Below are 26836 nucleotides of genomic sequence, written 5' to 3' on the forward strand. Positions count from 1 at the left end.
GAAATATATTTCTCAAGACAAGCCATTTTAGATTCAAGATATGTTGCACTTCGGTTTTTTGCAGTGCACATTTCAAGCGCGAAATCGTCGCACCCTGCGCCGAGACGCATGAATATCAATCCGAAGAGGAGAGGCAGATGGCCACATTGGAAGGCGGAGCATACGACGATGCGCTGTTCGGCTCCCGCTTTAACGACTTCATTCGCGCCCATGGGGGCGCTGATTTCGTGAGCGGCGGCAACGGGCACGACCTCGTGTTCGGTGATGACGGTGACGACCTGCTGTTCGGCGGAAAGGGAAACGATTCCCTGTTCGGCGGCGAGGACAGCGACTTGTTGAACGGTGAAAACGGGAATGACAACCTCGTCGGCGGCTGGGGTGATGATCTTCTGTACGGCGACAAAGGCAACGACACCCTGCTCGGCGGCCAGGGAAACGACCTCCTGTCCGGCGGCAAGGGCGCCGATATACTTTATGGCGGCGATGGTGCCGACATCATTGATGGCGGTGCTGGCAACGACGTCCTGGCAGGCGGTGCTGGACACGACATCTTCGTCTTCGACGGCGGCGGCGGGAATGACGTCATCCTCGACTTTCACGCTGGCGAGGATCTGCTGCAGATCTCGAAGGGCATCAATGGCCTCGACGTGTCTTCGCCCGAAGACCTGGCCTCGCGTGTCACGCAGGTAGGGGGCAATGTCGTCGTGGATCTCGGCCATGGCGATACGCTCACATTGGTAAATGTCGATGCCGACGACATCCATGCCAATCCCGAGAACTACTTCACCGTTCACTGAATATGACTTCTGCGCGCCCTGCCTCCTCCCGTTGGGCGCGCAACTCCGATCCAGAGAGGTAGCGTGTGACGTTCGACGAATCGATAGACGCCTCTGGCGTTTTCAGAAAGGCAAAGATCTTTCGGCTCGGCGCGGAGCTGGCCCTCCTTATCTGGGATCTCCCCCCGTCCCTTCCCGCCACCACAAAGTGCCTGTTGTCCATGGACCAGTCGCCGATACCGCTCGTCAGCATGATGCTGCCGCTTGGCAACGGAAGACAACGAATGTTCTGGGCGATGAGACCGGAAAAGCAGCCAGTGAGTGTGGGCATTTGCACGGAACACGGCAGCGCCGCCGAAACCATCGTGATGCAGCCGGCGCGCACGCTCGTGCCCCTCGATGTGGAGGCACTTTTCGCGGATCTCGCGCCGGATGCCCGCATCAAGTTCGTCAACAACCTGCTGACCGTGTGGCGAAGCGCCTTCCGCATCACCAGCGACCATCTTTTCAACATGGTGGTCGAAGACGCCCTTCACGCGCTCGTGCCCGAACCGCAGGCCGCCAGCATCGTCTGCCAGATTGCGCAAGGACGCCATCTGATTGAGACGGCTATCAATCCGGATCTAGGCAACGTCACAGCGATCTATGCGGTCGGCGCAGCTTCGATTACACGCATGGCCGTAAGGCTCGTCCTCGGACGCAACGCGAAAAACGGCCTGCAATCGTGCCATTTCATCGCAGAGGCGCGTTCCCCTTCCCCTCCGTTTCTCATCGTCCTCCTGAGCAAGAACGGCGTCGCCATTCGCCAGCTTGCTCACGGCAAGCCTCGCCATCCCAACCTTCAGAGTTGGTGGGGCAAAAACCCCGAGGCGGTGGAACTGCGCGAAATGATTGTCCGTCGACTCGCCGCGCTGCCGGAAAGCGGCGCCGCCACGGCGATCGACCTTCAAGTTCGCGCACCACTGGCAACAAGTCGGATTGCTAAGTCATCGATGCATCCGTCCGGTGAGGTCGATCTCGCTCTGGCGCTCGACGACGGTCTGCTGGCCGGCGGCTGGTTCCACGCGCCGTCATCCGCGTTCGCCGGCATCGACTACGTCAAAGAGGACGGCACGGCCGTGCCGCTCGACGGCAACAGCTACGAATTTCCGGCATGGGCGCAAGGGAAGGATGAGAAGAGTAAGACCGATGTGACCGGTTTCGTTGCCTGGGTCCCTCTTTCGGAATCCCCCGGGCCGCTCCTGCAACCGCGATTTCAGATGCGGCTTGCCTCGGGAACGGTCAGGCCGCTGATACCGACGCCACAGCCTTTCGAGCCCGCGACACAACGAAACCATGTCCTGCGCGCCGTGCCGCCACAGCATGCGGTCGACGGTGCCTTCCGCACGATTCTCGCCCCTGCCCTGCAGGACATAGAACGACGATTGGGCAAGACCATAGAGGTCGACAGCACAAAGGACTACAGCCTGCCCAAAAGCGCACCCCTCGTTTCCATTGTCGTGCCCCTCTACCGGGTTCTCGATTTCCTGCGCTTCCAACTGTCGGGGATGGCCACGGATCCATGGCTAGCAGCCAACGCGGAGCTCATCTATGTCCTCGATTCACCGGAAATCCAGGATGAGACGGAGCACCTGCTGGGCGGCCTGCACCTTCTGCATGGGCTGCCGATGAAGTTGGTCGTTATGAATCGCAACGGCGGTTATGCGCGTGCTTGCAATGCCGGCGCACGTTTTGCACGCGGCGCCATACTGGTCATGCTCAATTCAGACGTCGTGCCTTGCGCGCCAGGCTGGCTTCAGGTGTTGTCGCGAGCGCTGTTGGAAAGCAACGAGCTGGGTGCCGTCGGCCCGAAACTGATCTTCGAAGACGGATCGCTGCAGCACGCTGGGCTGTACTTCGGCCGCGGCCAGCGCGGGATCTGGCTGAACCACCATTTCTACAAGGGCATGCCTGGCGACTACGCGCCTGCGCAACATGCCCGCGACGTTCCCGGCGTTACCGGCGCTTGCCTCGTGACCCGCAGGGACACTTACGAACGCGTTGGCGGGTACAGCGAGGACTACGTGATCGGCGACTACGAGGACAGCGACCTGTGCCTCAAGATCCGTCGCGTCGGGCTCCAGATTGCCTATGAGCCGGCAGCGTGCCTGTATCATTTCGAGCGTCGCTCGATCCGCCGCAGCCAGGACTACATGCGCGGCGTTGCAAGCCAATACAATTCATGGCTGCACACGCAGCGCTGGGAGAACGATATCGCCGAACTGATGGCGAACCTATTCGATAGAGATCACGATCGACCCGCTGCGGCGGGTGTGAGAATCCGGGAAAGGAACGCGGCGTGACTCATGCGGCACTCCTGCATCCCACCAAGCCGGCCCGGCTGATCGATGAAGACCGTGTTCGCTGGCTAATCGAATCCGTTCGGGGCAATCGTTTTCTGCCGCAACCGGAATCCACCAACGTCTTCGTGGGGGACGGGGATTTTCGCGCGATAGGAGCGGAGTTTCTCGGGTACTTCATTCGCATCGGCGGCCTGCGCGAAGACAGCCGCGTTCTCGACATCGGGTGCGGCATCGGCCGGATGGCCGTGCCGCTTACCCAATATCTCGATCCGCAAACCAGCCGCTACGATGGTATCGATCCAGTCGAGAGCGGTATTGGCTGGTGCCAGCGAACGATTGCGCCTGCCTACCCCAAATTCGCCTTCCGGCAACTGGACATCGCGCACGAGCTGTACAATCCGAAGGGCAAGATCAGCGGGATGGCCTTGACGCTTCCCTTTCCGGATCGTCATTTCGACTTCGTCATCATGACGTCCTTGGTCACTCATCTGCCGCCCGCGGAGGTCCTTGTCTACCTCGCCGAGGTCCGCAGAATCCTTTCACCCGGCGGGCGCCTGTTCATGACCGCCTTCGTGGTCGACCGGATCGCGGCGGCAAACGAAAACGGGCGGCGCGATCCGCGTCTCGCCTTCCGCCGCTATGGCGAAAGCCCATGCTGGTTCGTACCCAACCAGCCACCGCTTGCCGCGGTCGGTTTCGAAGACGGCTTTCTGGACAAGGCGCTCGAACGGGCCGGCCTCTCAGTCGCTCTGAAATCGCTTGGCCATTGGCGCGGCACCAACGCAGGCCACCATCAGGACTTCATCGTGGCGAAGCGCCGGGGAAATGGTCGATGAGCAAGCGCATTCTGGTGGCAGCCCACAACCATCCGTCCCTTCACCCCGGTGGAACGGAGATATTTGCTCACGACTTGTTTCGTGCCTACCAGCGCGAGGGGCACGAAGCCCTGTTTCTCGGTGCCACGAACCAAATCCATCGCGAAGCCAGACCGGGCACGAGCTTTCAGAGCATCAGCTCGGCGGGAGATGAGGTCCTGCTTTGGTCCGGACACTTCGATCGCTTCTTCATGAGTCAGATCGACCTCTATGGTGTTGTGCCGGACATAGCGGAGTTGCTGCGCGATTTCCGGCCAGATGTTGTTCACCTCCATCACCTGCTGCTGCTTGGCGCTGAGTTCCCTCACATCGTCCGCCGCACCTTACCCCACTGCCAGATCGTCATGACGCTCCATGACTACTACCCCATTTGCCACCATGAAGGCCTGATGGTACGCACCGGCAGCAAGGAGCTTTGTCACCAATCCAGCCCGGACCGCTGCCATGGCTGTTTCAAGGACATTCCGCTCGATCGCTTTGCCTTGCGCGAACGCCACCTGAAGGCCCTGCTGAGCACGGTTGACCACTTCGTCTCGCCAAGCGCTTTTTTACGGGAGCGCTTCGTGCGGTGGGGACTGGACGAAGATGCGATTAGCGTCATTCCCAATGGTATCCCCACCCGAAATGCCGGCGCGCGAAGGGAGCTGCTCCAGGGCGGGAAGCCGGTCTTCGGATATTTCGGAAATCTCAACCCCTGGAAGGGGGTGACCGTATTGCTCGACGCTGCGCGCCAGCTTCTGGCCGATGGCCTTGATTTCGAACTCCGCGTCCATGGCGGAGCGCCCTTCCAGAGCGAGGCCTTCGTCGATGAGATCAATCGGCGCTTTACCGAAACGTCAGAATCCGTCCAGTCCCGAGGCCCCTATCGACGCGAAGATATTGGCGATCTGGTGGCCGCGGTCGATTGCACCATAGTTCCTTCCGTCTGGTGGGAGAACGCGCCGCTTGTCATTCAGGAAGCCCAGGCTCAAGGCCGTCCGGTCATCGCCAGCAACATCGGGGGAATGGCTGAACTGATCGAGCATGGCGTCAACGGCCTGACTGTTCCACCCAACGATTCCCGAGCGCTCGCCGTGGCGATGCGGAACATAGTGCAAGAGCCGAACCTGCTGCGCCAGCTCTCCGAAAACGCCCGCAAGCCCGACGACATCGACACGACCGCCCGCCGCTACCTCAAGTGGATGGAGACGGCACAGGTTCAGGCACAGGAGAGCTTATGATTAGTCCCGCTGAACGACCGGATGCCGCATCCGAACAGGACAACGCCAAGCCGATGAACGGCCGGGTGGATGCCGTTGACATGGGCAAGGTCTTCGGCTGGGCATTCGACCCGATGGCGCCGGATCAACGGCTGACCATTCGTGTCCTCCTCGATGGCAAGGTGATTGCCGAGGCTGTTGCCGACCGCAATCGTCCCGACCTGCGGCGCAACGGTATCGGCGACGGCAAACACGCATTTGAAATCGCGCTGCCCGATCCCGTCCAGTCTCGGGCGAACGATATTGTCGTCATGGCGCGAAATGGAAGCGGTTCCGAGCAGGCCCTGCGCGTTCCCCAGCCAAACGAGCAGGCGGCCGAGGCTCTTATCGCCGCACCGCTGGCGAAAGTGCTCGATAAGCTCGATTTGCTGATGGCGGCGCAGCGGCAGTTGCAGGTCTCACAGCGCTCGCTGCAGCGCACACCGGAAATCGATGCCGACAAGACCGAGACCGCCGGCCTCACCGATGTCAGCAACGCCGTCGAAAGCCTCAAGGTGGATATCAGCCAACGGCTGAATGATCTCGATGTCCATCTGATGCGGCTGGATGGGGTTGTGGCAGGAATGGAGAAGAACCTGAATACGTTGCGGAAGCGTGCGAACGGCGAAATAAAGCCCCTGCTGCTGCTGCTGTTTGTTCTCGTGGGATTTGCCGCGGGCGCCAGCCTTACGCTGGTTGCCAGAATCTGATCCAGGGAGGGTAAAGCGTGCTGGTTAGAGAACAATCCCCCGCTGTCATTAGCCCCTCGGCAGGCGGGCATGGGGCGAGCAGGGCAATGCGCTCTGGAAGGGTTATCGGCTGCCGCGTCGACGACACAACCTTGCTGATCATCGGCCTCGGCCGTGTCACGGCCGGCGACGTGGTGGTCGGCCTCGGTGAGGATCAAGCAGTCACGCCAAGCTTGTTTGTCTCGGAATGGCGATTGGCCGCATCCTCACCGCGGGCCAAGCACGGCTTCGCGGCGCTCCTTCCGGCTGTGGGCACGGACCTGGCCATGACCACGATCCGGTTCGGAGCGGAGGAGACGGGCGCACGCTACATCTTTGCGCCCCGGCTTACCTCCGCGGAGGAAGCAGCCGCGCTTGTGGTCGAGTCTGCGGGATCTCAGTCAGCCGCGGTCCTCGACCGGCTCGTGGACGCTCTGATGGTCGGCAATGTCAGCCGCCGCAGACTTCTGACCGTAACCGCGCTTTTGCAGTCAGCCCACGCCAGCGATGGGTTTATCGAGTTGATTGGTGAGAGCCATGATGGCGCGACGTTCCTGCAGGGCTGGAGCCGCGGCATGGCGCCGGGGCCTTGCCGGGTGTCCGTGGTCGGCAATGTGACACCGGTGGTCGCGGAGTGCGGTGTCGCCATCTTTCCTCGCCCGGACGCTCCCGATGGCGCCTCTGGTTTTGTCGGCCTTCTCGAGGCCAGCCAGGCTGCCCTCGCTCTCGACATCGAAGGTCTGGTTTTTCGGGGGCGCGCCGGTTGGAGGTATGTTGCGGTCCACCCCCGAAAGCGCATCGCCGGCCCGCTGGAAACGCCCGAACATATCCGGTCGATTCTGCTGCGGACCCATGGCGCCCCGGACGTGCTCCTGTCCCTGCGAGCAGCCGCCAACAGCTTTGAGGGCAAAGAAACCGTCTCCAGCCTGCCGTATCCCGTCCGGATGGGAATAGACAGCACATTTGAGGCCGATGGAGGAAACCTCCTCGTCTCCGGCTGGCTTTATGACCCCGACGGCCACGTCGCAACGGTAAGGCTGCGTCGACGCGATGCCGCGGCTCGCCTCGACGAACGCTGGACGCGTTTTGATCGCCCCGATGTCACGGACAGTTTCGACGACCAGCAGCACTTCACACCGAGCCTTCGGAGCGAACAGCGCGCGCATGGCTTCATCGCCCACGCCCAATTACCGAATGAAGATCTTGGTGCGCCCCTCTACTTCGAACTAACGCTGCACGATTCGCGCCGTGCGTTTCTGCCAGTGAAACCAACAAGGGTTTCTGCGCGCTTGGCGGCATTGCGCCAGATCGGCTCCATCGATCCCGCAAACTGTGCGCTGCCGGCGATAGCCGATTCACAAATTGTCCCGTTCCTCGGACAATCCGGAAGGTTAACGCCGGTTATCGAGACAATCCTCGATGCCGGCTCCTTCGATGAGGAAAACAGCCCGCCGATCGTCATCGGCGCCGGGGAGGGCGAGGAGGACATTTCCCCGCTGCTGGCCTTGCTTGCGCTCGATCCGGAGACTCGCCGCACGCCGATCGTGATCGCCATGCCCGCGGAACGCTTTCGCAGGCAGGCTGCTCGCCTCAGGGAACTCGCGCGGTTCTATAGCCTTTCGGCCAGGCTGGTATCGGCGAAGGGAACAGGCGACGTCTACGACATGCTGGAAGCCGGCACGCAAGCACTCTCCTGTGAAACGGTCGTGTCGCTCTCCGCCTCACTGATCCCGCGCGGGACAGGCTGGTATGGCAAGCTCTTGGCCAGGGCCGCGACGCTCAAAGGAAGCGTCGTCTCGCCCGTCCTGGTTTACGAGGACCATTCCATTCGCTGGGCGGGAAGCTGGATCGATGACGGCGACTGCGACGAACCAGTTGTGGGCCGCTATACGGGATATCCTCTCAAAGCGGTTACCGACATGAAGCTGACCCGTATCGCCGCGGCCTCGCTCGAGTGCTGCGTCATGCCCCGCGATGCCCTGTTGCGCACCGGCGGCTGTTCTGGCGGCTATCTTGGCTCGCAGGAAAAGGGTCTGGATCTCGGCCTCCGTCTCAGCCGCTCCGGGTTTGACTCCTATTTGCTGCCATCGGTGCAGATGTGGGGCTGCGACGACGCACGCAACGGTGATAATCCGGTGATGGCGGCTCTGGTGGAAGAGATCGATCGAAAGATTTTCAAGAGCCAATGGTTGCCTATCCTCACCGTTGAAAAGCACCCGGAAAAGAGGCCCGCATGAACGAGCAGCTTCGCGTCCTTGTCGTCTCGCATGCGCACCCAACGGTTTCGCTCGGCGGGGCGGAAATCGCCTCTCACAACCTGCATCGCGGCCTGAACGCATTGCCGAACGTGCAATCGGTTTACCTGGCCCGGGTCGGCCATCCGGTCCCGCGGCATGCCTCGTCGGCGCTGATGAGCCTTCGCCTTGCCGAGGATGAGTTGCTGTTCCACGCGGACGACTACGACCATTTCTTTTTGTCCAATGGCGATACCCAGGCAATCAGCCGAGACCTGTTGCGTTTCGCGCGCGATCTCAGGCCCCATGTCGTGCATTTCCATCATGTTCTAGGCATTGGCCTTGAAGCCCTCTACGCCCTTAGAGAAGCATTTCCGCACGCGGCCATACTCGTCACGTTCCACGAGTATCTGTCGATCTGCCACAATCATGGGCAGATGGTGAAACGGCCTTCCGGTCAGCTCTGCGAAACAGCATCCCCCGTCGCTTGCCACGGCTGCTTTCCCGACATCCCCGTCTCACGCTTCCTGAAGCGGGAGTTGTTTGCGCGCGGGATGCTTGGCCTTGCCGACGCTTTCGTCTCCCCCAGCCGGTTTCTGGCGGAGCGCTACGTCGCATGGGGCATCGAAAAGGACAAGCTCAGCGTGATCGAGAACGGCATCGCTGTGGAAACAGCTGCGCCCGCGCGAGAAGCGCAAGGTCCCAACCCGCGCCGCAACCGCTTTGCCTATTTCGGACAAATGACGCCGTTCAAGGGGGCCGACCTCCTGATCGACGCTGTTTTGCGCATCCCGAAGGAGATATGGGGCGAAGACTCCTGCCTGATGATCTTCGGCGGAAACCTCGAGCGACAGCCGATCGAATTCCAGGAGCGGATGAAGAAGCTCATCGCAGACGCCGGCCACCGCGTCCGTTTCTACGGCGCTTACCAGAACGCGGACGTGCCGCGTCTCATGCGTTCGGTCGACTGGGTGGTTCTGCCGTCCGTCTGGTGGGAAAACTCGCCCATCGTGATCCAGGAGGCCCTACTCCATCGTAGGCCGATGATGTGCTCCGACATCGGCGGGATGGCCGAGAAGGTGCGTGACGGAAAAGATGGCCTGCACTTTCGCGCTGGCAGCAGCCAGGATCTCGCGGACCGCATCGTCGAAGTCTTGGGTGATAGCCAAATCTGGGAGCGGCTGCGCGTTTCCATGCGACAGCCCGCCGACCGCCTCGCCTGCGCGCAAGAACACGTCAAACTCTATCGCGCGCTGCTGCGGCGGAAGCTAGATGCCGCGATGACCGAGAGCCCCGCGCTTCTCGCCCACTCACTTTAGCGACGCTCGCGTTTGTGAAGCGCTGAAAGGGCTTCGACCAAGAGAGGATCGATCAACCAAGCCCTTGAGAAACCGTTCGCAAGGTCGCTTGGAGGGCTCGCTACATGCACACGAAAGTCCGCAAGACCATCATCCGCGCCGCCGGTTTGGAACAAGGATGCTCCGGCAACCAAAAGCGTTGGACCTGAGATAGGCTGTCACTCTTCAGCAAGGCCATCTTGTCGAGTAGGCTCGGCAAGATTCGGATCACGAATGCGCGGCGTCATCCGCCCCGAGGCGGCGCGCGATACGGCCGTCCAGTTCCGCTATCCGGCGGGCGAAACCGGGATTTTCCGGCTGATATGTCATGGCGTCCACAAGCATGGTCCGCGCCGTCGCAAGCTCACCGTCGCGAATGTGGCGGTTGGCCCGATGATAGAGGAAGTTTGCTCGCTCGACCGGAGAGAAAGCCGAACCGAAGCGTGCATGAAACCGGTCGGCCCAGGCCCGATGCCGGGCGATCGCCGTCACAGCGATCTGATAGGGTCGCATCGGCGCCATGACTCGGGCTGCGCGAGCCAGAGCGCGTAGACCCGGAAGATCGTCTTCGCGGCAGGCTTCGATCAGCGACAGGGCGCGTGCCGTTCCGGTGAACGCCCGAACGGTGCCATGGCCTGTCATGTGGACCGGCACGAGGTGCGTCCTCGCCTGCAGCGTCGCGATTCGAACCGCGTGCTGGTGATCGACGGCGTGGAACGGATCGAAGAAGAGATAGGCCCGGCCAGTTGCGTGGTCAGGCGCGATCCCCATATTGGCGTGGAGGTCGGGCGAGAAATGGCTTGCAAACCTGCCATCGAAAGGAACGGCCTTCGGATCGATCGAGATCTGAGGGCAAAAAGCGATGGCAACGGCAGCGTTGAAGCGCCTTCGGTACCGCAACGCCGCGTAGCCGCCCTGCGAGTGCCCGTAAAGGATCCGCTCCGGTGCTGCGCGGAGGATGGGCGCGGTCGCCTCGACCGCCTTGACGACACTTGCCGCCGGAAACCAGTTCGGCCGTCGACTGATGAAGCCAAGTGCCGAAACGTCAGCTTTCTCGCAGAACCGCTGCCCCCAGAAGCGGCTGCCGTTCGCCTTCATTTCCATCTCGTTAAAGGTGACGAGAAGATAGGGAGATGATCCTGAACGATGTATCACCTCCAAATTTTCATCTGAAAATACGAGCATGCGGCGATCCATCAGCAATTACAGAACAAATATACTTCAATATTTGAAATATAATATCCATGATGGAAGTATGCGCAAAAACAGGCTTAAATTCAACTCCGAATTTATACCCGCGCTTGAACGATATATTTCTTAATGGCTTACTCCGAGTTACAGAAGAGGCTTATCCAGCTTGCCGAGGTATTACCCACGTCCAGCGTTCACGCATGACGTGTCTCTCCCGCACGCGGCTTTACTTGAGAAGAGAGAGACAGGCCTAGTTGCGACGACGCAGGAAAGCCCTCCGGTGAGGACGCTTAGGCCCTGCAACGCAGCAAGCAACAACTGGAGCAAATGATGCTGCCGGATTCGGTCGAGTAACCAAGGCGCACACCAAAACCGGCTGAGTGGCTAGTGTTATAGAATACGCTTTCAACCGGCTCGCCACCTGCGGTGAACGCGCCATCGCCTGTGGTCAAAACACTGTTACCGGTGTTGTAGACCAGTCTTAGCGGCGCATTGACCGTGCTACCATGTACTGAATCGACCAGCCCATCGCCGTTGAGGTCGCGCAACTCGGTAAAATCAGTATCGTTACCATTTTCCGCGTTGAATTCGAAACTCGGCTCCACGTTCGGGTCGGGCGAACCGGACTTGTTATTGTTCTTTGTTCCGTGGCTCTTGAAGAGAGCCGCGGTTGACGGACTAAGCCCTTTGCCGGCACCGGTGCTGCGGGAAGTGGCGTTCGCTTCGAAACCATCGACAAAGATCTCTTTAGCCAGACCGTCCGTACCCGGTTGAAGCCGAAAATACTTCCACCATTCGCGACGCGGCAGTCCCACAGGCGAAGTCAGCTCGGCAGTGCTATTCGAGATCAATTCCGGGTATCCGCCGCCATTTACATCCTGGTAAGTGGTCAACGTTTCTCTGTTCGTCGGCTTTTGGATGCATTCAAGAGGGCAGCGCCGCCATTGAAGGATACCGTCTCGGATTTGCTGCGCTGAACCGGAGCAAAGACTTCAACAAGAGCGTCAGAGGGGGCGGATTCCGGACGCCCAGGAGGCAGTTCGGTGGCGGCGACCGGTTGTGTTGTGACCTTCGGGCAGAAACCTGACCAATCGCGATCGAGGCAAGTAATATCCTTGTAGGCCGGCCGCAGACTTTCTTAAAACCGTTCTTCCCGAACTAAGTGCCGCTGTTCCCCTCGGCTCTGACCTCCCCGTTGGTCGGAGCAAGGGTCTGAACAGGCGGACCCACGGCCAAGTGTCGTAAGCGAGTCGCGCGATTGTTGCTGGGTCAATTCGGCAATGCAACGCCGTTGCGTTGCGCATCGCGAACGACGTTTTCCGAGAAGCCTTGCTGAAGAATCTCCTCGACGAATTCGCGCACCAACAGACCCGCGGCTGGATTAGAACAACTGACAGCGATTGTTTGTCTGATAACGAGGAACGGCTCCGCTAAGACGCGGAAGCCTATATGGGTGCTCGCAAAACGCTCAAGCGCTTGCCGCACACCCGCCGCAGCGTGATGTTTACCTTCGACAAGCATTTCAAGAGCTTCCCCCGGCGTAGGCGAATGAACGATTTTGGCATGCGCAAGACGCCGGGACAAATAGAGGTCATAGGCAGCGTTTCGGGTGACGCAAATTTCCACGCCCTCCGCGTCGATCTCGTGAAACGTGCGATATGGTGTTGCCTCTCGAACGACAAGCGTGCCTTCGATCAGCGCATAGGCAGGCGAAAACAGCAGCCTGTCTTCGCGCGCCGGGTCGGCGGCCAGGAAGGCGATGTCCCACTCGTCCTGATCGACCCGGTCCAGGATACTGGCTGCCGAAGGGTATGCGACGAATTGGACACGACAACCGAGGCACTCAGCAAACTCTCTGGCGAGTTGCGGGCTGACACCTTTAAAGGCTCCTGTATCTGGATCGAACTGCACCAAGGCGATATTGGCAAGGTTTACCGCCGCCCGAAGATAGCCTTTGGGGATCAGTGCGCTGAGCGAAGCTGCGATATCGTCGGTCATGTCTTTATCTCCTGCCGGACAGCGCAATCTTGCGGTCACTCTTGCCTGAATTTCGCTGCCAGCGCCTCGGTCCCGCGAGCGAGAATACCGACATCGATGCCGACCGCGGTGAAAGTCGTTCCGAGTTCAATGCAGCGGGCAGCAAAGGCGGTGTCCGGCGTCAGGATGCCTGCTGGTTTGCCGAGAGCTGCAAGGCGGGTGATCGCATCCTCGACGGCAGCGACGACCTCAGGATGGCCGGGCTCCCCCGGATATCCAAGGCTGGCGGCAAGATCCGCCGGTCCGATGAAGACGCCATCGACACCATCAACCTGTGCAATGGCTTCCAATGCCTCGAGTGCTGCACGGGTTTCCAACTGCACCAGCAGACACAGTTCCTCTTCCGCCCGCCGGGCATAACCTGCGACACGCCCAAAACGTGTCGCTCGCGTCAGTCCCGATACACCGCGGATACCGGCAGGAGGATAGCGCATGGCGGACACCGCCGCTTCCGCTTCCTCACGGTTCTGCACATAAGGAATGAGGAGTGTCTGCGCGCCGATATCGAGGTAACGCTTGATCAGAACTGCATCATTGCTTGCGGGCCGCACGATCGCCGAGACATCATAGGCCGCGACCGCCTGCAACTGCGGCAGCACCGTCAGGACGTCGCCCGGCGAGTGTTCGGTATCGAACAGCAGCCAGTCGAACCCGGAGGGCGCAACGATCTCCGCCGCATAGCTCCCCGGCAGACTGCACCAGAGACCGATCTGCTGCCTTTTTTCGAGCAGGGCCTGCTTGAAGCGATTTTCCGGAAGATTCATGACACCACCTATAGGAATGAAACACCGAGCGCGCCGAGCGGACCGTAGTCCGCCTGGATGACATCGCCGGCGGTGATATCGACGGGCCGCGTGAACGAGCCAGCCAGCACGATCTGTCCCTTTTCCAGCTTGCCGCCAACCGCGTGGAGCTTGTTGACAAGCCAGGCGATACCCGCCGCCGGATGTCCCATGACGGCCGCCGAAACACCGGATTCCTCGATGATCCCGTTCTTGGAAAGCGTTGCCCCGATCCACCGGATGTCGACATCCATCGGACGTATCACGCGACCGCCGACGACGATCGCTCCGAAGGCCGCATTGTCGGCAATGGTATCGGTGATTGCGCGCGGAACCTCGGTCCGATAGTCGATGATTTCGAGCGCCGGCACGATGAATTCGGTGGCGCGCATAACGTCGTAGACGCGGGTGCTCGGGCCTTCGAGATCCTCGCCCATGATGAAGGCAAGCTCTACTTCGAGGCGCGGCTTGATGAAGAGGTCGGCCCTGATCTGGGCGCCGTCGTTGAACAGAGCATCATCAAGGATGCGCCCGTAGTCCGGCTCGGTCATCTTCGATGCCATCTGCATGGCCCGCGATGTCAGGCCGATCTTGTGGCCCGCGACGCGCGCGCCCTTGGCAATCCTGCCTTCCGCCCACATATCCTGAATGCGATAAGCATCCTCGATCTCGATGTGTGGATAGGTCTTGCTGAGCTGCGGGATCGGCACCCGGTTTTCGTCGGCGCCCAGCAGTGCCTGTGCCGCGCTGCGGCGTTCTTCATCCGTCAACATGGATGTGGTTCTCCCGTTTGTTTATTTGATTGGCGCGCGCGGCAGGACCGCTTCGCCGGGCTCCATCACGTATGTGTATTCCAGGGAAAACCAGGGAATACTGACACTTGGATCGTCCGGATGCGGTTCGTCGTGCTGCACGAAATCACCGGTCAGCGCGGACGTGACGCCGAACTGAACGTCGGAATCGATATTCGGATCGCTCGGGTCGAAGACCTGCGAAATCAGGGTCTTATATCCTCGCTTGAAGATCAGCGCATGCAGATGCGCCGGGCGAAAGGGGTGACGTCCCTGCGCCTTCAAAAGCCGGCCGACGACACCGTCCACCGGGATCGGATAGCCCACCATCTTAACCGTGCTGAACCAGAAGCGACCGTCTGCATCCGTCGTGAATTTGCCCCGCAGGTTCATCTCGGCCTGATCGGGATCCTGGTTTTCATAAAGGCCGACCGGCGACGCATGCCAGACATCCACTTCGGCGCCTGCAATGGGCTCACCGTGTGTATCTACAACCCGCGCGTGAACGAAAAGAGGAGAACCCGGCGTATCCGACCGGACGATGGTACCGCCATTTTTAACGCGCGGTGAGTTGAGGCGCCAGAAGGGGCCAAGCAGCGACTGGGACGTTTCCGTTTGTCCCTGGTCGCCGTTGTTGAGCAGGCAGACCAGCGTCGACACGCCTAGCGAGCCCGAGATCAGGACGAACTCGTTATGACTGTCCGTCTGCAATTGACCAATTTCGTTGAGAACCGCCGTGGCGTCGCGAAACTCCGGTTCCGTCAAGCGTACTTCCCGGACGAAGGCATGCAGATGCTTCACCAGCGCCGTCAGGATCTCGCGAAGCCGATCATCTGCGGTCTGCTCCATCACCTTCAGAACAGCGGCCGTCACATCCTCTTGCGTCCGTATCACCATCTCACACCTCCCTGTGGGAGTGCCTGTTTTGATAAATCATCGATTATTTGTCAAGCCAACCACGACCTCAACTTAGGCGATTTCGGATAAATGTGCTTCTTGCACTCAAAATCCATCTATCTCCTGCTGATTTAATTAGATAAATCGACACCAGGCAGCCACCATAGAAGATCGCAGCAAATCTCGCCAAAAATGCTTTGACATAAATAATCGTTTATTATATCGATCGTCGATAATGAAGTTCGCCATCAAAAAAGCGTGGTGGAGCCATCTGGGAGGATGTCAATGCGATCAGGACCTGGCAGCCTCATTTTGGAAAGCGGCACGGAGGCGGCAACGCCATCCTTTCCGGACGACGGCAAGAACACGATCGCCAGCCAGTTGGTGTCACGCTTGCGCGAGGCGATCATTTCCGGCCAGCTCGAAGCAGGCAGCAAGATCAATCTCGATCGGGCAAAACAGAGTTTTAACGTTAGCCTCAGTCCTTTGCGCGAGGCATTGGCGCGTCTTATTTCGGACGGGCTTGTCGAGTTCGAAGACAATCGCGGCTACCGCGTGTCGCCCGTTTCGCTGTCGAACCTCGAAGAGATCACTAGCCTGCGCGAGGAATTCGAAACCTATGCGCTGCGGGAATCCATGCGCGTCGGCGATGTCGAATGGGAAGGCAATGTCATGCGTGCGCTGCACCGCCTGAACCGTACGGAACGGGATGCCTCCAAACCCGAAACGCTTGAGCAATGGGAAGCCGTTCACCGGGAGTTTCATCTCACTTTGATTTCCGGATGCCGTAAGCCGCTGCTTCTCAGTTTCTGCAAGACCATGCTGAACTTGAACGACCGCTACCGGCGCACCTTTCTCACCCGTACATCCGGCGACCGCAATGTCAGCGTCGAGCACAGCGAAATCGCCCAAGGGACAGTGGCGCGGGATATGGACTATGCCTGCGACCGGCTGCGCGAGCACATCCATCGCACCGGCACAAATCTGCGACGGCATCTCGCTGAAAAGGGGATCGCCTGAATGGAGACCCTAGAGAATACCATAGCAGCCAGGACTTCCACACCGTCGCTGGGGGTTGCGCATTTTTCAGCGATCGACGTCGAGCCTGCGAAATTCGTGTCGATGGCGGCCGTAGCCGGCTTTTCGTCGGTTGGCCTGCGCCTTCATCCGGCCTTTCCCGGCGCTCCCTATTATGAGCTGCCGGCGGGAAGCGACACGGCTCGTGACGTTAAAGCCCGTATGGATGGCGAAGGGATCTCGCTCTACGACATCGAATTCGTCGTCATCGGGCCGGATTTCGATGCCGCTTATCTGACGTCAATGCTCGAAGGCGCAAGCGCGCTCGGTGCGCGTCGTCTCAGCGTTTGCGGCGACGACCCTGATCGGGGACGCCTGATTGCCAATTTCGCAGCGCTTTGCGACCTCGCGGCCACTTTCGGCATGGGCGTCGACCTGGAGAACATGGGTTGGCGCACTATTGCCAGCTTTGATGACAGCCTGTCGATCGTGCAGGGATCGGGCCGGGACAACGCCGGCGCGCTGGTCGATGCTCTGCACTTCTTCCGCAATGGCGGCCAGGCGAAGGACGTCTCGTCTGTCCCTGAGGGCATGATCCGAAGCATTCAGCTCTGCGACGCCCGCGGACCTGCGCCGACGACGGCGGATCAAATGGTCAGCGAGGCCAGAACTGGACGCTTTGCCCCAGGGTTGGGTGAGCTTCCCGTTGCCAGCCTGATAAATGAGTTGCCGGCAGGCGCTGCCGTCTCTGTCGAGGTGCCGATCCATGCCAGCCAGTCGCCGGAGGAGCATTTGCGTCACCTGCATGATGCCGCCCGAGCGTTGACCGGCTAACCAGAAGCACAGCGCAAAACGGATACCAAACACGGAGACAGGCAGAGGAGCCCGTCGACGGGAGAGAGATATTGTCATGAACTACGTGCTGGATTTCAGCGTTGTCTTCGAAAAGATGCCCGATCTGCTGATGGCGGCTCTGGCGACGATCGGCCTTGCACTGGCCGGCACGTCGCTAGCGCTGGTGATCGGCGTCATCGGCGTTGCGGCCCGGACATCGAATATCCGTCCCTTGCGCGCGGCCGTCATCGCCTTCGTCGAAGTGGTCCGCAATACCCCGTTCCTAGTGCAGATCTTCTTCATTTTTTTCGCCCTGCCGATGATGGGCATTCGCCTCAATCCCACTTTTACGGCGATCATCGCGCTCGCCGTCAATGGCGGCGCCTATGCGATCGAGATCATTCGTGGCGGTGTCGACAGCATCCACAAGGGTCAGGTCGAAGCCGGCCTCGCGCTCGGCCTGCACAAGGCGCAGGTGTTTCGCCTGATCGTCCTGAAACCGGCGCTTCGAGCGATTTATCCCTCGCTGACCAGCCAGTTCATCATGCTGACACTGACGACATCGGTCTGCACGTCGATCGCAGCCTATGAACTGACCTCCGTCGCACAGATCATCGAGTCCGACACGTTCCGCAGCTTCGAGGTCTATTTCACCATCACGCTCATGTATCTCGCCATCGCCTGGATGATGATTGGGCTGTTTGCGCTGATCTCCCGTCATTTCTTCAGCTATCCCGTGCGATGAGGAGCAGGACAATGGGTGTTATCGGCCAAAACGAAATGCTTTTCCTGCTGCAGGGTCTGAAGTGGACATTGCTTCTGTCTGCGATCGGCTTCATCGGCGGCGGCATATTCGGTCTCGTCATCGCGCTTGCCAGGACGTCTGCACATTCCGCGCTCCGCAAGACGGCTGCGGGCTATATCTCCATCTTCCAGGGCACGCCGCTGCTGATGCAGCTCTTCGTCGTCTACTACGGCATTGCGCTTCTCGGCGTCAGCATCGAGGCCTGGCTCGCCGTCGCCATCGCCTTCACGCTGCATGCCAGCGCCTTCTTGGGCGAGATCTGGCGCGGCGGCATCCAGGCAATCCCGAAAGGCCAGACGGAGGCGGCCAATGCGCTGGGTCTCCACTATGTGTCGCGGATGAAGGATGTGGTCCTTCCCCAGGCGCTCAAAATCTCGCTGCCGGCAACCGTCGGTTTCCTCGTCCAGCTCATCAAGGGCACGTCGCTTGCCGCCATCGTCGGCTTCATCGAACTCGCCCGCGCCGGACAGATCGTCTCGAACCAGACGTATCGACCATTGCTGATCTTCGGCATCGTCGGCGCAATCTACTTCATCATTTGCTGGCCCCTGTCTCTCTATGGGGCCCGGCTCGAAAATCGGATGGCAAAGGCCGTCCGGTAAGTCGGCAATCCAACGAACGCACAAGCTCTATCAACCAAGGAGGAGAAGGTAATGATCAGCAGCTTTAAGACCGGCCTGAAGCGCCGTGGAATTCTGTTCGCAGCCGCAGCTCTGGTGATGGCCCCGTGGCTAACGCCGATGTCTGCCCAGGCCGCGACGGTGGAGGAGGTCAAAGCCAAGGGCAAGATCGTCGTCGGCATTCAGGGCGACAACGCGCCCTGGGGCTTTGTCAATTCGAGTGGCGTTCAGGACGGGTTCGATGCCGACATCGCCAAGCTTTTCGCTAAGGAGCTGGGCGTGGAGGTCGAATTTGCACCGCTCGCGGTCGCCAACCGCATTCCGGCGCTTGTCACCGGCAAGGTCGATATCCTGTTTGCCACCATGGCGATGACGGAGGAACGGGCCAAGTCGATCCAATATAGCAAGCCGTATGCTGGTAACACAATTTCGCTTTACGGACCGAAGGACAAGAAGATGGCCGAAATCGGCGATCTCGCAGGCCTGGAGATCGGCGTTCCAAAGTCAAGCTCGCAGGATAAGGCGGTGACCGCCGCTGTCGGCGATACGGCGACCGTCCGGCGTTTCGACGATGATGCCGCGTCCATCCAGGCGCTGCTTTCCGGCCAGGTGCAGGCTGTCGGCGGCAACCAGTTCTACCTCGACCGCCTGGAAGCGGCCAGTGCCGGTACATATGAACGCAAGATCGATTTCCTCACCACGTTCAATGGCGTCGGAACACGACTTGGCGAGAAGGACTGGAATGAAACCGTCAACGCCTTCCTCGACAAGATCATGGCGAATGGCGAGCACGCCAAGGTCTATGCGAAGTGGATGAAAATGGACGTTCCGAAGTTCCCCGAATCCATTCCGAACATCCCCTTCACCATCAACTGATACACGTTCTGCGCAGGAGATCTGCCGTGCCACACGCCGTTGACACTCAAAGCCCGCTTCTCTCAATGGAAGCTGTGGATAAATGGTACGGCGCATTCCATGCGTTGAAGAACATCAGCCTTACGGTTCGCAAAGGCGAGAAAATCGTTCTTTGCGGACCGTCCGGCTCCGGCAAGTCCACGCTGATCCGTTGCATCAATGCGCTCGAGAAAATCGAGAAAGGCACGATCATGGTCGAGGGGACAAAGCTCGATGACAGCGGCAAGTCGATCGACGCCGTCCGGCGCGAAGTCGGCATGGTGTTCCAGAGCTTCAATCTGTTTCCGCATATGACCATCCTTGAAAACTGCTCGCTGGCGCCGATGCGCGTCCGTGGCACCAGCAAGGCGGATGCCGAGAAAATCGCCCGCAAATATCTCGAACGCGTCCGCATTCTCGACCAGGCTGACAAGTACCCCGCCCAGCTTTCTGGCGGACAGCAGCAGCGCGTTGCCATTGCGCGTGCGCTCTGCATGGAGCCGAAAGCCATGCTGTTCGATGAGCCGACCAGCGCGCTCGATCCCGAGATGGTCAAGGAAGTCCTCGACACGATGATCGGTCTCGCCAGGGACGGTATGACGATGATCTGCGTCACCCATGAAATGGGCTTTGCCCGGCAGGTGGCCGACCGCGTGATCTTCATGGCCTCCGGCGAGATCATCGAAGAGGCGCCACCGGAAATTTTCTTCCGCAATCCCACGCATCCGCGCACCCAGGCCTTCCTCGGCGAAATCCTGGCCCATCACTGAGGCGATCCGCATATGACTGTTTCAAACGAAACGATGAAGCGCGCTGTGTCGGTGGGACTGATCGGCGCGGATATCCAGATGTCGAAGTCCCCTGCCCTGCATGAGTGCGAGGGCACGCTTCAGGGTCTCGATTATCGCTACGAACTCCTCGACCTTGCCGAGCGCGGACTGCCTCCGAGCGCCCTGCCGGATGTGCTGGCCGAAATGGAAGCCCGCGGCTTTGCCGGCAGCAATATCACCCATCCCTGCAAGCAGACGGTGATTGAGTACCTCACGGATCTCTCCGACGATGCCCGCATGCTGGGTGCGGTCAACACCGTGGTGTTCGAGAATGGAAAACGGACCGGCCACAACACCGACTGGTACGGTTTTTATGAAAACTTTCGGCGCGGACTTCCTGACGTCCCGCGGCATCGGGCTGTTCTTCTCGGCGCTGGCGGCGCCGGCGTGGCCGTTGCTCATGCCGCGATGAAACTTGGTATCGAGCATCTCGCGATTTTCGATCAGGATAATGCACGCGCCAGAAAACTTGCGGAGGATCTGAACAGCCGCTTTTCCGCAGAACGGGCCTTCGCGGTCACCGATGTTGGTGAAGCGATGCGGACCGCTGATGGCCTCATCCATGCGACGCCGACTGGCATGAAAAACCATCCGGGCCTGCCGATCGAAGAGAGCTGGCTGGAGTCCCATCATTGGGTTGCTGACATCGTCTACATGCCGCTGGTAACTGAGCTTCTGGCGCTTGCCACTCGTCTCGGCTGCCGCACCTTGCCGGGTGGCGGGATGACAGTGTTTCAGGCGGCTGCGGCGTTCAAGCTTTTCAGCGGTATCGAACCCGACGCCGAACGCATGAGCACCCATTTTACGGAACTGTGCAGTGCCTCCTGATCCAGGCTGGCGAAGGAGGAACAGGATGCCGCACATCGTCATCGAATACAGCGAGGGAGCCGGAAGTCGCATAGACATGCCGGCGCTAGTGAGGGCCGTTCATCGCAGCGTGCGTGACAGCGGCGCAGTCAAGCCGAATGCCGTGCGCACCTTTGCGCGCGAGGCTACGCATTCGCTCGTCGCCGACGAGCATTCCGCCAATCAGTTCGTGCAGATCATCCTGCGGATCGCGCCCGGCCGCTCTGCGGGCGAAAAGCGAGCGATATTGCAGTTGGTCTATGACGCAGCCGAAGGCGTCGCACGTCCGGCGCTCGATGAGGGGCGCTGCGCCCTGCGGGCCGATCTCATCCAGTCGGATCCCGATTTTGCGATCCACGAGACCACACTGCCGTGATCATTCCGGCAATTCGAAAGGAAGACACATGAGCCTGATCTACGTTCTCAATGGCCCAAACCTCAATCTGCTCGGCAAGCGCCAGCCGCACATCTACGGCCACGAGACGCTCGCCGATGTCGAGGCCGATTGCCGCCGGGTGGCTTCCGAACTAGGCCATGACATCCGCTTTCACCAGAGCAACCGCGAATACGAGATCATCGACTGGATCCATGAAGCGCGCGAGGACGGCGCCGGTATCGTGATCAACCCAGCCGGCTTCACCCACACCTCCGTTGCCATTCTCGACGCGCTGAACACCTTCGAGCAGCCGGTCATCGAGGTGCATATTTCCAACGTCCACAAGCGAGAGGCGTTCCGCCATCATTCCTTCGTCTCGCACCGCGCCGACGGGATCATCTCCGGGCTTGGCACCGAAGGCTATCAGTTTGCGATCCGCCGGGTGGCAAGCCTGATCACGTCTGGCGAGAAGAAGTGACGGGAAGGGCTCAGCATGGAACGGAAAGTGAGACTTGCGGTGCTCGGCGCCGGCCTGATCGGCAAGCGACATATCCAGCATGTGCTTGCCGAGCCGCAGGCGGAACTTCTGGCCGTCATCGATCCGATGCCGCTTGGGCAGAAGATCGCCCAGGAATCCGGCGCTAAATGGTTTCCAAGCTTTGCGGCCATGATCGAAACGCATCGTCCCGACGGCATCATCGTCGCGACGCCCAATCAGGTGCATGTCGCCAACGGTCTCGAAGCCGTTGCCGCCGGAGTGCCGGCACTGATCGAAAAGCCGATTGCCGACGATATCGCGGCCGGTGAAAAGCTGATCGGCGCAGCGGAAGCCGCTGGCGTTCCGCTTCTGGTCGGCCACCATCGCCGTCACAATCCAATGATCCAGAAGGCGAAAGAGATTGTCGACAGCGGCGAGCTTGGCCGCATCCTCGTGGCCAATGTGATGTTCTGGCTGTTCAAGCCGGACGACTATTTCGACATCGACTGGCGACGCCGAGCCGGAGCCGGCCCGGTCTTCCTCAACCTGATCCACGACGTCGACAACCTGCGCTACCTGTTCGGCGACATCGCTGCCGTCCAGGCCCGCGAATCCAACGCCGTTCGCGGCAATGTCGTCGAGGAGACCTCGGTGATCCTGATGGAATTCCAAAGCGGTCTTCTTGCCACGGCGTCCGTTTCGGACTCCGTCGTCGCACCCTGGAGCTGGGAGATGACGACGGGCGAAAACCCGGCTTATCCGAAAACGCAAGAGGCATGCTACTTGATCGGCGGGACGCACGGATCTCTGACGATCCCGTCGCTCGACGTGTGGAAGAACGGCATGAAACGCAGTTGGTGGGAGCCCTTGGAAAAGCGCCGCGTCGCCGTTCGGGACGAAGACCCGCTGGCGCTGCAGATCCGGCAGTTCTGCAAGGTGATCCGTGGTGAAGAACCGCCGCTGATCAGCGGGCGCGAAGGGCTGAACACGCTGAAGGTCATTGAGGCCGTCAAACAATCGGCAGCAAGTGGGGAGCGCATCGTTCTAGGGTAGAAGAAAAACTAGACTCAGCGATCATGTCCTTTTCCAGGCTTTCGCCGAGCCGGACACCGGCGTCGAAGTGTCCGGCAACGATATCCGTCCATCCCTCATCCACCGTCAATTCGACGCGGACATCCGAAAAGTCGACCATAAACTTGGATATCCTCCTTCTGCGAAGCGCTCGCCTCTGGCGGTGCGAGCCTCGCGGATCGAGAAATTCTCGCGTGGGCATCATCCGTGGAGAACGGCAGGCTGGGGCTGGAGCGCCTGCTCGCCCGGACCGCCGATCTCGATGCGGTTTATTTTTCGAACGACGACATGGCGCTTGGTGGTTATTTTCATTGCCTCGCAACGGGAGTTTCGATCCCTTCGCAGCTTGCCATCTTCGGCTATAACGGTCTCGATATCGGCCGGGCAACGCCGCAACCGCTCTCGACCATCCGCACCCCGCGCGTTGAGACCGGAAAGGTGGCCGCACAGCTTGTCGTCAATAATGCGCCATCCCAGGTCGTCGATCTCGGATTTGAGCTGATCGAAGGGGCAACCGCCTAACTTGACGCTGGCGGGTAAAATGTCCGTCTTGTTGGCTGCGGTTGCTCTGGTCTTTCGAGGGTTGGCGAACCCGATTTTCGTGGATTTGAACGCAAAAAGGGCTCCGATTTATCTCGGAGCCCATTGAATTGGTATGGAATTTGGTTGCGGGGGCCTGAAACCACCGAGATTTGTAACGTCTTGATTGCCGACTCGGCCACCGAAATCATGATGCATGCATAGGATTCGAAGGCCATGCGATCTCCCTTCCCCGGATCGCAAAGACCGACATTCAGTGGTATCGTGACGGTCGAAACGATGGGACAAACGGCCGGCAACGATGACGTGCCGATTGAACTACATCCGACGGCTGCACTTCTGCGGTAGACACGGTCCGAGACCAGCGACACAGGACCGCATGATGGGGCGCAAGTGGTGATGGTCGCCGTAGAAGGTACCTGCAGCATCACAGACCCACCGACGATGCGGAGGTTCGGACCCCACGTACATTCAGTCGAGGATCGACGACGGAGTCGCTCCTCATTCTGCACTAGCCGACTCGTGGAAATACAAGGTACGCTTATTGCGATGCCGGTTTCGGTATTTCCGCTCAACGGGTCTCGGCGACGTGCGTGAACCTGATGGAGCGCGCGGTGGATGTCGTGATCGGCAGCCGCGATTTTGACGATGACGAATCGTTCCGTACCGGTCTTTCCGAACGCAAGCTCGGTCCGGCGACGCCTTATGTGATCTGTGCAGCTCCGGCCTATTTCGCAGACCGTCCGATGACAACGGCGAAGACCGAGATCACGGTGGTTGTCGCGTTGGCCTAACGCAGAGGAGCTTCTCGAGCTCGGCCCCCTCACGCTTTATTACCAATACTACAATCTCAACTTCCCTCTTTCCAACTCTGTTCCCTTGGCGCCGAACGCTCGAGTTCCGTTGCGATCTCGGCGCAGAAGTCTATGAAGGCCCTCACCTTTGCCGGCGGATGTTTGCGCGATGGATGGAAGGCAAACAGCGGGAAACGCTCCCCATGCCAGTCCGGGAAAAGGTCGACCAACGATCCTCTCGCCAGGGCCTGCCCAATGCCCCAACCGATAACCTGAGCGATGCCCGTTCCCGCGAAGCATTCGTCGAGCATCGCCTTTGGGTCAGTGAAGGTCAGCGGTCCCGTTGTCGGAAAATCGATGGCCTCGTCGCCCCGGATGAACTCCCATTCGAAGGGCCGCCCGGTATAGGGATCGAGAAATTGCAGACATCGATGAGCGGTGAGGTCGCGGGGATGCGCCGGGCGACCATGGCGCTCCAGATAGCGAGGCGACGCCACGGTCAGGATCGGCGCTTCTATCAGCTTTCGCGCAACCAGGCTGGCAAGACGTGGCTCACCGAAACGGATCGCAAGATCGATCCCGTCCGCGACAAGATCGCCGACATGCTCCTTGGTCACGAACTCGATTGAGAGATCGGGATGCCTTTCACAGAAGGTACCGAGCCGGCCTGCGAGCACGAGTGGCAGAAAGAACGGATCGATATCCACTTTCAGGCGGCCGCGTACCGCTGACGCCGCACCGGAGGCGACCACGGCGGCATCTTCGATCGCGTTCAGGTGCGGTTTCACCTCTTGGTAGAAACGTCGTCCTTCGTCGGTCAGGGTCACCGAGCGCGTTGTCCGATCGAGCAGTCGCACTCCAAGGCGCGTCTCCAGACGGCCGATCGCTCGGCTGACGCCGGAGTCGGTGATGCCGATCAATTCGGCGGCTTTGACGAAGCTGCCGCCTTCAACGACGGCGGCAAGTACGCTTACCCCGGAGAGAATCCGTCCATCGAAAGACATGCGACAACTCCTGACTTTTCGTCAGGAAACATCTGACATAAGCGCAATTAAATCAAGCACTCTGCGGAGCGATAACGGTCCTGCCCGATAAGAAACGCTGAAAGGACCAAGTCATGAGCAACCTCAACAATCACCGCACGCTCTTAAAGGGCGGCACGATCTTAACGATGGACAGGACCGTCCCCAATCTTGCAACCGGCGACTTGCTTGTCGAAGGCGACAAGATAGCAGCCATCGCCCCAAATGTACCCCTCGGCAATGCAACCGTCATCGACGCCTCCGGCAGCATAATAATGCCGGGCCTGATCGACGCCCATCACCATATGTGGCTAGGCGTCATGCGCCGCATGATGCCCGATGTTGATGATCTCTTTGCCTATATCGATGTCGTCGCGGAAAAGCTGGGCGCCTATTACCGCCCGCTCGACATGTATCTCAGCACAAAGATCACAGCGCTTGCGTGTATCGATGCCGGCATCACGACCGTCATCGATGCGTGCCATTCCTCCCGCAGCCCCGAACACACCGACGCGGCCCTCGATGCCCTTGACGACAGTGGCATCCGCGCCTTGCACATGGTGGGCGCGGCCATGGACAGGAAGGCGTCTACTACGCATCTGCCCGGCGACCTGAAGCGGCTGGCCAGCAACTGGAACAGTGGTAATGGTCTTGTGGGCGTCGGCCTGTTCGGACAGCTCAACCTTGACTGGTGGAAGGTCGCCCGTAGCCTCGATATGCGTATCCTGACCGAGTTCATCGGCGATCTTGCCAAGTTAGGGCCGGAGTTCGCGGAAAAGGGCGTGCTGGGTCCGCAAAACATTTTCAATCATTGCACCCGGGTTCCGCAGGAAACGTGGCGACTGCTTGCCGATGCCGGCGTGAACATCACGGTCAACCCGCGCTCGGACGCACTGTTCGGCTTCGATGACGAGAGTTTCGCCTATCAGCAAGCCATCGACCACGGCCTGACCCCGGCCATCGGCATCGACCTCGACACTGCCTTCGGCAGCGACATGTTTGGCGAGATGCACGCCCTGTTTTCGCAGCAGCGCTCGGCCATGCGCTACCGCAAATTCCGGGGCGAAGAGAACGTGCCTTCGCCGATCACCGTCGAGCGCGTCCTCAACGCGGCAACCATCAACGGTGCACGCGCCGCGGGACTTGAGGGCGCGGTCGGCTCGCTGGCGCCCGGCAAGCAAGCCGACATCATCATGGTGCGCACCGACGGCGTCGCCGTCCTCCCCGTCAACAACGCCGTCGGCACAATCGTCCAGGCGGTCGCGCGCTCGGATGTCGATACGGTCATGGTCGCTGGCGAGATCCGCAAGCGTGGAGGAAAGCTGGTGGGCGCCGATCTCATCAAGCTGACGGCGGACGTCACCGCCTCGCGCGCCTACCTGATGGAAAAGAGCGGCTATCGCCCGGACCTGTTCGACACATCCGCTCCCACAAAGGCGGCCTGAACCGGAAGCGCTGCCGGCTCCTGGCGGCGCTGTCAC

26 protein-coding genes and 2 pseudogenes are annotated in these 26836 nt (G+C 60.1%); 20 read left to right on the forward strand and 8 right to left on the reverse strand.

Annotated elements, in window-relative coordinates; translation table 11 throughout:
* The first annotated feature begins 137 nt into the window (after positions 1–137).
* The 7 genes from BLP23_RS07520 (at position 138) to BLP23_RS07550 (ending at position 9512) form a co-directional block, all read left to right on the forward strand.
* The gene (locus BLP23_RS07520) at positions 138–797 is read left to right on the forward strand and encodes a calcium-binding protein (RefSeq protein ID WP_092584168.1); all 660 of its coding nucleotides are present in this window, start codon (positions 138–140) and stop codon (positions 795–797) included.
* Between the two features lie 65 nt (positions 798–862).
* A complete protein-coding gene (locus BLP23_RS07525; protein ID WP_092584169.1) occupies positions 863–3118 on the forward strand; it encodes a glycosyltransferase family 2 protein in 2256 nt (751 codons plus the stop codon).
* The gene (locus tag BLP23_RS07530; protein ID WP_092584170.1) at positions 3115–3954 is read left to right on the forward strand and encodes a class I SAM-dependent methyltransferase; all 840 of its coding nucleotides are present in this window, start codon (positions 3115–3117) and stop codon (positions 3952–3954) included. The genes BLP23_RS07525 and BLP23_RS07530 overlap by 4 nt, the downstream gene beginning before the upstream one ends.
* On the forward strand, positions 3951–5213 hold the full coding sequence (locus tag BLP23_RS07535; RefSeq protein WP_092584171.1) for a glycosyltransferase family 4 protein: 1263 nt from the start codon (positions 3951–3953) through the stop codon (positions 5211–5213). Before BLP23_RS07530 ends, BLP23_RS07535 begins: the two co-directional genes overlap by 4 nt.
* Complete coding sequence (locus tag BLP23_RS07540) at positions 5210–5941, forward strand: hypothetical protein (RefSeq protein ID WP_092584172.1); 732 nt, start codon at positions 5210–5212, stop codon at positions 5939–5941. Before BLP23_RS07535 ends, BLP23_RS07540 begins: the two co-directional genes overlap by 4 nt.
* Before the next feature lie 86 nt (positions 5942–6027).
* The gene (locus BLP23_RS07545; RefSeq protein WP_233426644.1) at positions 6028–8196 is read left to right on the forward strand and encodes a hypothetical protein; all 2169 of its coding nucleotides are present in this window, start codon (positions 6028–6030) and stop codon (positions 8194–8196) included.
* Complete coding sequence (locus BLP23_RS07550; RefSeq protein ID WP_092584174.1) at positions 8193–9512, forward strand: glycosyltransferase family 4 protein; 1320 nt, start codon at positions 8193–8195, stop codon at positions 9510–9512. The genes BLP23_RS07545 and BLP23_RS07550 overlap by 4 nt, the downstream gene beginning before the upstream one ends.
* 246 nt (positions 9513–9758) lie before the next feature.
* On the opposite strand, the gene BLP23_RS07555 is transcribed toward BLP23_RS07550, so the two are convergent.
* The 6 genes from BLP23_RS07555 to BLP23_RS07580 all read right to left on the reverse strand — a co-directional run bounded on the left by BLP23_RS07555 (position 9759) and on the right by BLP23_RS07580 (position 15228).
* Positions 9759–10715 carry an alpha/beta fold hydrolase domain-containing protein gene (locus BLP23_RS07555; protein ID WP_092584322.1) on the reverse strand — a complete coding sequence of 319 codons (957 nt, stop codon included), beginning with the start codon at positions 10713–10715 and terminating at the stop codon, positions 9759–9761.
* A gap of 296 nt (positions 10716–11011) precedes the next feature.
* Positions 11012–11614 (reverse strand): hypothetical protein, encoded by a 603-nt coding sequence (locus BLP23_RS07560; protein ID WP_092584175.1) that lies wholly within the window; start codon positions 11612–11614, stop codon positions 11012–11014.
* 376 nt (positions 11615–11990) lie between these two features.
* A complete protein-coding gene (locus tag BLP23_RS07565) occupies positions 11991–12719 on the reverse strand; it encodes a transporter substrate-binding domain-containing protein (RefSeq protein WP_092584176.1) in 729 nt (242 codons plus the stop codon).
* Positions 12720–12754: 35 nt separating this feature from the next.
* Positions 12755–13522, reverse strand: a complete 768-nt coding sequence (hpaI, locus tag BLP23_RS07570; protein ID WP_092584177.1) for a 4-hydroxy-2-oxoheptanedioate aldolase — start codon at positions 13520–13522, stop codon at positions 12755–12757.
* 8 nt (positions 13523–13530) lie between these two features.
* Positions 13531–14313: a 2-oxo-hept-4-ene-1,7-dioate hydratase gene (gene hpaH / locus BLP23_RS07575; protein WP_092584178.1), complete on the reverse strand. Its 783-nt coding sequence runs from the start codon at positions 14311–14313 to the stop codon at positions 13531–13533.
* Between the two features lie 21 nt (positions 14314–14334).
* Complete coding sequence (locus BLP23_RS07580) at positions 14335–15228, reverse strand: dioxygenase family protein (protein ID WP_092584179.1); 894 nt, start codon at positions 15226–15228, stop codon at positions 14335–14337.
* 285 nt (positions 15229–15513) lie between these two features.
* On the opposite strand from BLP23_RS07580, the gene BLP23_RS07585 reads away from it, so the two are divergent.
* The 10 genes from BLP23_RS07585 (at position 15514) to BLP23_RS07630 (ending at position 22981) form a co-directional block, all read left to right on the forward strand.
* Positions 15514–16248 carry a GntR family transcriptional regulator gene (locus BLP23_RS07585; RefSeq protein ID WP_092584180.1) on the forward strand — a complete coding sequence of 245 codons (735 nt, stop codon included), beginning with the start codon at positions 15514–15516 and terminating at the stop codon, positions 16246–16248.
* Positions 16249–17079: a sugar phosphate isomerase/epimerase family protein gene (locus BLP23_RS07590; RefSeq protein WP_092584181.1), complete on the forward strand. Its 831-nt coding sequence runs from the start codon at positions 16249–16251 to the stop codon at positions 17077–17079.
* A gap of 76 nt (positions 17080–17155) precedes the next feature.
* Entirely contained in the window at positions 17156–17824 is a 669-nt protein-coding gene (locus BLP23_RS07595; RefSeq protein WP_092584182.1) for an amino acid ABC transporter permease, read from the forward strand.
* 11 nt (positions 17825–17835) lie between these two features.
* Entirely contained in the window at positions 17836–18486 is a 651-nt protein-coding gene (locus BLP23_RS07600; RefSeq protein ID WP_092584183.1) for an amino acid ABC transporter permease, read from the forward strand.
* Between the two features lie 51 nt (positions 18487–18537).
* The gene (locus tag BLP23_RS07605; protein WP_092584184.1) at positions 18538–19380 is read left to right on the forward strand and encodes a transporter substrate-binding domain-containing protein; all 843 of its coding nucleotides are present in this window, start codon (positions 18538–18540) and stop codon (positions 19378–19380) included.
* A gap of 65 nt (positions 19381–19445) precedes the next feature.
* A complete protein-coding gene (locus BLP23_RS07610; protein ID WP_092584185.1) occupies positions 19446–20168 on the forward strand; it encodes an amino acid ABC transporter ATP-binding protein in 723 nt (240 codons plus the stop codon).
* A gap of 12 nt (positions 20169–20180) precedes the next feature.
* Positions 20181–21056 carry a shikimate dehydrogenase gene (locus BLP23_RS07615; RefSeq protein ID WP_167363834.1) on the forward strand — a complete coding sequence of 292 codons (876 nt, stop codon included), beginning with the start codon at positions 20181–20183 and terminating at the stop codon, positions 21054–21056.
* Between the two features lie 25 nt (positions 21057–21081).
* Positions 21082–21450, forward strand: coding sequence for a tautomerase family protein (locus BLP23_RS07620; RefSeq protein WP_092584186.1), 369 nt, complete (start codon positions 21082–21084; stop codon positions 21448–21450).
* Positions 21451–21478: 28 nt separating this feature from the next.
* Positions 21479–21928 carry a type II 3-dehydroquinate dehydratase gene (gene aroQ / locus BLP23_RS07625; protein ID WP_092584187.1) on the forward strand — a complete coding sequence of 150 codons (450 nt, stop codon included), beginning with the start codon at positions 21479–21481 and terminating at the stop codon, positions 21926–21928.
* Positions 21929–21943: 15 nt separating this feature from the next.
* On the forward strand, positions 21944–22981 hold the full coding sequence (locus BLP23_RS07630; RefSeq protein WP_092584188.1) for a Gfo/Idh/MocA family protein: 1038 nt from the start codon (positions 21944–21946) through the stop codon (positions 22979–22981).
* A gap of 16 nt (positions 22982–22997) precedes the next feature.
* Here the strand turns inward: BLP23_RS07630 and BLP23_RS34355 are convergent.
* A pseudogene (locus tag BLP23_RS34355) lies at positions 22998–23105 on the reverse strand (LysR family transcriptional regulator); the annotation flags it as partial.
* A 26-nt stretch (positions 23106–23131) separates the two neighbouring features.
* Here BLP23_RS34355 and BLP23_RS07635 point away from each other — a divergent pair.
* Positions 23132–23521 (forward strand): annotated as a pseudogene (locus BLP23_RS07635) (substrate-binding domain-containing protein); the annotation flags it as partial.
* Between the two features lie 611 nt (positions 23522–24132).
* Positions 24133–24333: a type 2 periplasmic-binding domain-containing protein gene (locus tag BLP23_RS07640; RefSeq protein ID WP_139187034.1), complete on the forward strand. Its 201-nt coding sequence runs from the start codon at positions 24133–24135 to the stop codon at positions 24331–24333.
* 56 nt (positions 24334–24389) lie between these two features.
* Here BLP23_RS07640 and BLP23_RS07645 read toward each other — a convergent pair whose 3' ends face one another.
* Complete coding sequence (locus BLP23_RS07645; protein WP_092584190.1) at positions 24390–25337, reverse strand: LysR family transcriptional regulator; 948 nt, start codon at positions 25335–25337, stop codon at positions 24390–24392.
* Between the two features lie 113 nt (positions 25338–25450).
* Between BLP23_RS07645 and BLP23_RS07650 the strand changes: the two genes are divergently transcribed.
* A complete protein-coding gene (locus BLP23_RS07650; protein WP_092584191.1) occupies positions 25451–26800 on the forward strand; it encodes an amidohydrolase family protein in 1350 nt (449 codons plus the stop codon).
* Positions 26801–26836 lie beyond the last annotated feature (36 nt).

This window comes from Rhizobium mongolense subsp. loessense, assembly GCF_900099775.1.
In the GTDB taxonomy this organism is placed as follows: domain Bacteria; phylum Pseudomonadota; class Alphaproteobacteria; order Rhizobiales; family Rhizobiaceae; genus Rhizobium; species Rhizobium loessense.

What these genes read in the sequence shown, in the direction of transcription:
- BLP23_RS07520 (WP_092584168.1), top strand. Translation starts at nt 138, where the DNA reads ATGGCCACATTGGAAGGCGGAGCATACGACGATGCGCTGTTCGGCTCC.
- BLP23_RS07535 (WP_092584171.1), top strand. Translation starts at nt 3,951, where the DNA reads ATGAGCAAGCGCATTCTGGTGGCAGCCCACAACCATCCGTCCCTTCAC.
- BLP23_RS07540 (WP_092584172.1), top strand. Translation starts at nt 5,210, where the DNA reads ATGATTAGTCCCGCTGAACGACCGGATGCCGCATCCGAACAGGACAAC.
- BLP23_RS07545 (WP_233426644.1), top strand. Translation starts at nt 6,028, where the DNA reads ATGCGCTCTGGAAGGGTTATCGGCTGCCGCGTCGACGACACAACCTTG.
- BLP23_RS07550 (WP_092584174.1), top strand. Translation starts at nt 8,193, where the DNA reads ATGAACGAGCAGCTTCGCGTCCTTGTCGTCTCGCATGCGCACCCAACG.
- BLP23_RS07555 (WP_092584322.1), bottom strand. Translation starts at nt 10,715, where the DNA reads ATGCTCGTATTTTCAGATGAAAATTTGGAGGTGATACATCGTTCAGGA.
- BLP23_RS07565 (WP_092584176.1), bottom strand. Translation starts at nt 12,719, where the DNA reads ATGACCGACGATATCGCAGCTTCGCTCAGCGCACTGATCCCCAAAGGC.
- hpaI (WP_092584177.1), bottom strand. Translation starts at nt 13,522, where the DNA reads ATGAATCTTCCGGAAAATCGCTTCAAGCAGGCCCTGCTCGAAAAAAGG.
- hpaH (WP_092584178.1), bottom strand. Translation starts at nt 14,313, where the DNA reads ATGTTGACGGATGAAGAACGCCGCAGCGCGGCACAGGCACTGCTGGGC.
- BLP23_RS07580 (WP_092584179.1), bottom strand. Translation starts at nt 15,228, where the DNA reads ATGGTGATACGGACGCAAGAGGATGTGACGGCCGCTGTTCTGAAGGTG.
- BLP23_RS07585 (WP_092584180.1), top strand. Translation starts at nt 15,514, where the DNA reads ATGCGATCAGGACCTGGCAGCCTCATTTTGGAAAGCGGCACGGAGGCG.
- BLP23_RS07590 (WP_092584181.1), top strand. Translation starts at nt 16,249, where the DNA reads ATGGAGACCCTAGAGAATACCATAGCAGCCAGGACTTCCACACCGTCG.
- BLP23_RS07595 (WP_092584182.1), top strand. Translation starts at nt 17,156, where the DNA reads ATGAACTACGTGCTGGATTTCAGCGTTGTCTTCGAAAAGATGCCCGAT.
- BLP23_RS07600 (WP_092584183.1), top strand. Translation starts at nt 17,836, where the DNA reads ATGGGTGTTATCGGCCAAAACGAAATGCTTTTCCTGCTGCAGGGTCTG.
- BLP23_RS07605 (WP_092584184.1), top strand. Translation starts at nt 18,538, where the DNA reads ATGATCAGCAGCTTTAAGACCGGCCTGAAGCGCCGTGGAATTCTGTTC.
- BLP23_RS07610 (WP_092584185.1), top strand. Translation starts at nt 19,446, where the DNA reads ATGGAAGCTGTGGATAAATGGTACGGCGCATTCCATGCGTTGAAGAAC.
- BLP23_RS07615 (WP_167363834.1), top strand. Translation starts at nt 20,181, where the DNA reads ATGACTGTTTCAAACGAAACGATGAAGCGCGCTGTGTCGGTGGGACTG.
- BLP23_RS07620 (WP_092584186.1), top strand. Translation starts at nt 21,082, where the DNA reads ATGCCGCACATCGTCATCGAATACAGCGAGGGAGCCGGAAGTCGCATA.
- aroQ (WP_092584187.1), top strand. Translation starts at nt 21,479, where the DNA reads ATGAGCCTGATCTACGTTCTCAATGGCCCAAACCTCAATCTGCTCGGC.
- BLP23_RS07630 (WP_092584188.1), top strand. Translation starts at nt 21,944, where the DNA reads ATGGAACGGAAAGTGAGACTTGCGGTGCTCGGCGCCGGCCTGATCGGC.
- BLP23_RS07645 (WP_092584190.1), bottom strand. Translation starts at nt 25,337, where the DNA reads ATGTCTTTCGATGGACGGATTCTCTCCGGGGTAAGCGTACTTGCCGCC.
- BLP23_RS07650 (WP_092584191.1), top strand. Translation starts at nt 25,451, where the DNA reads ATGAGCAACCTCAACAATCACCGCACGCTCTTAAAGGGCGGCACGATC.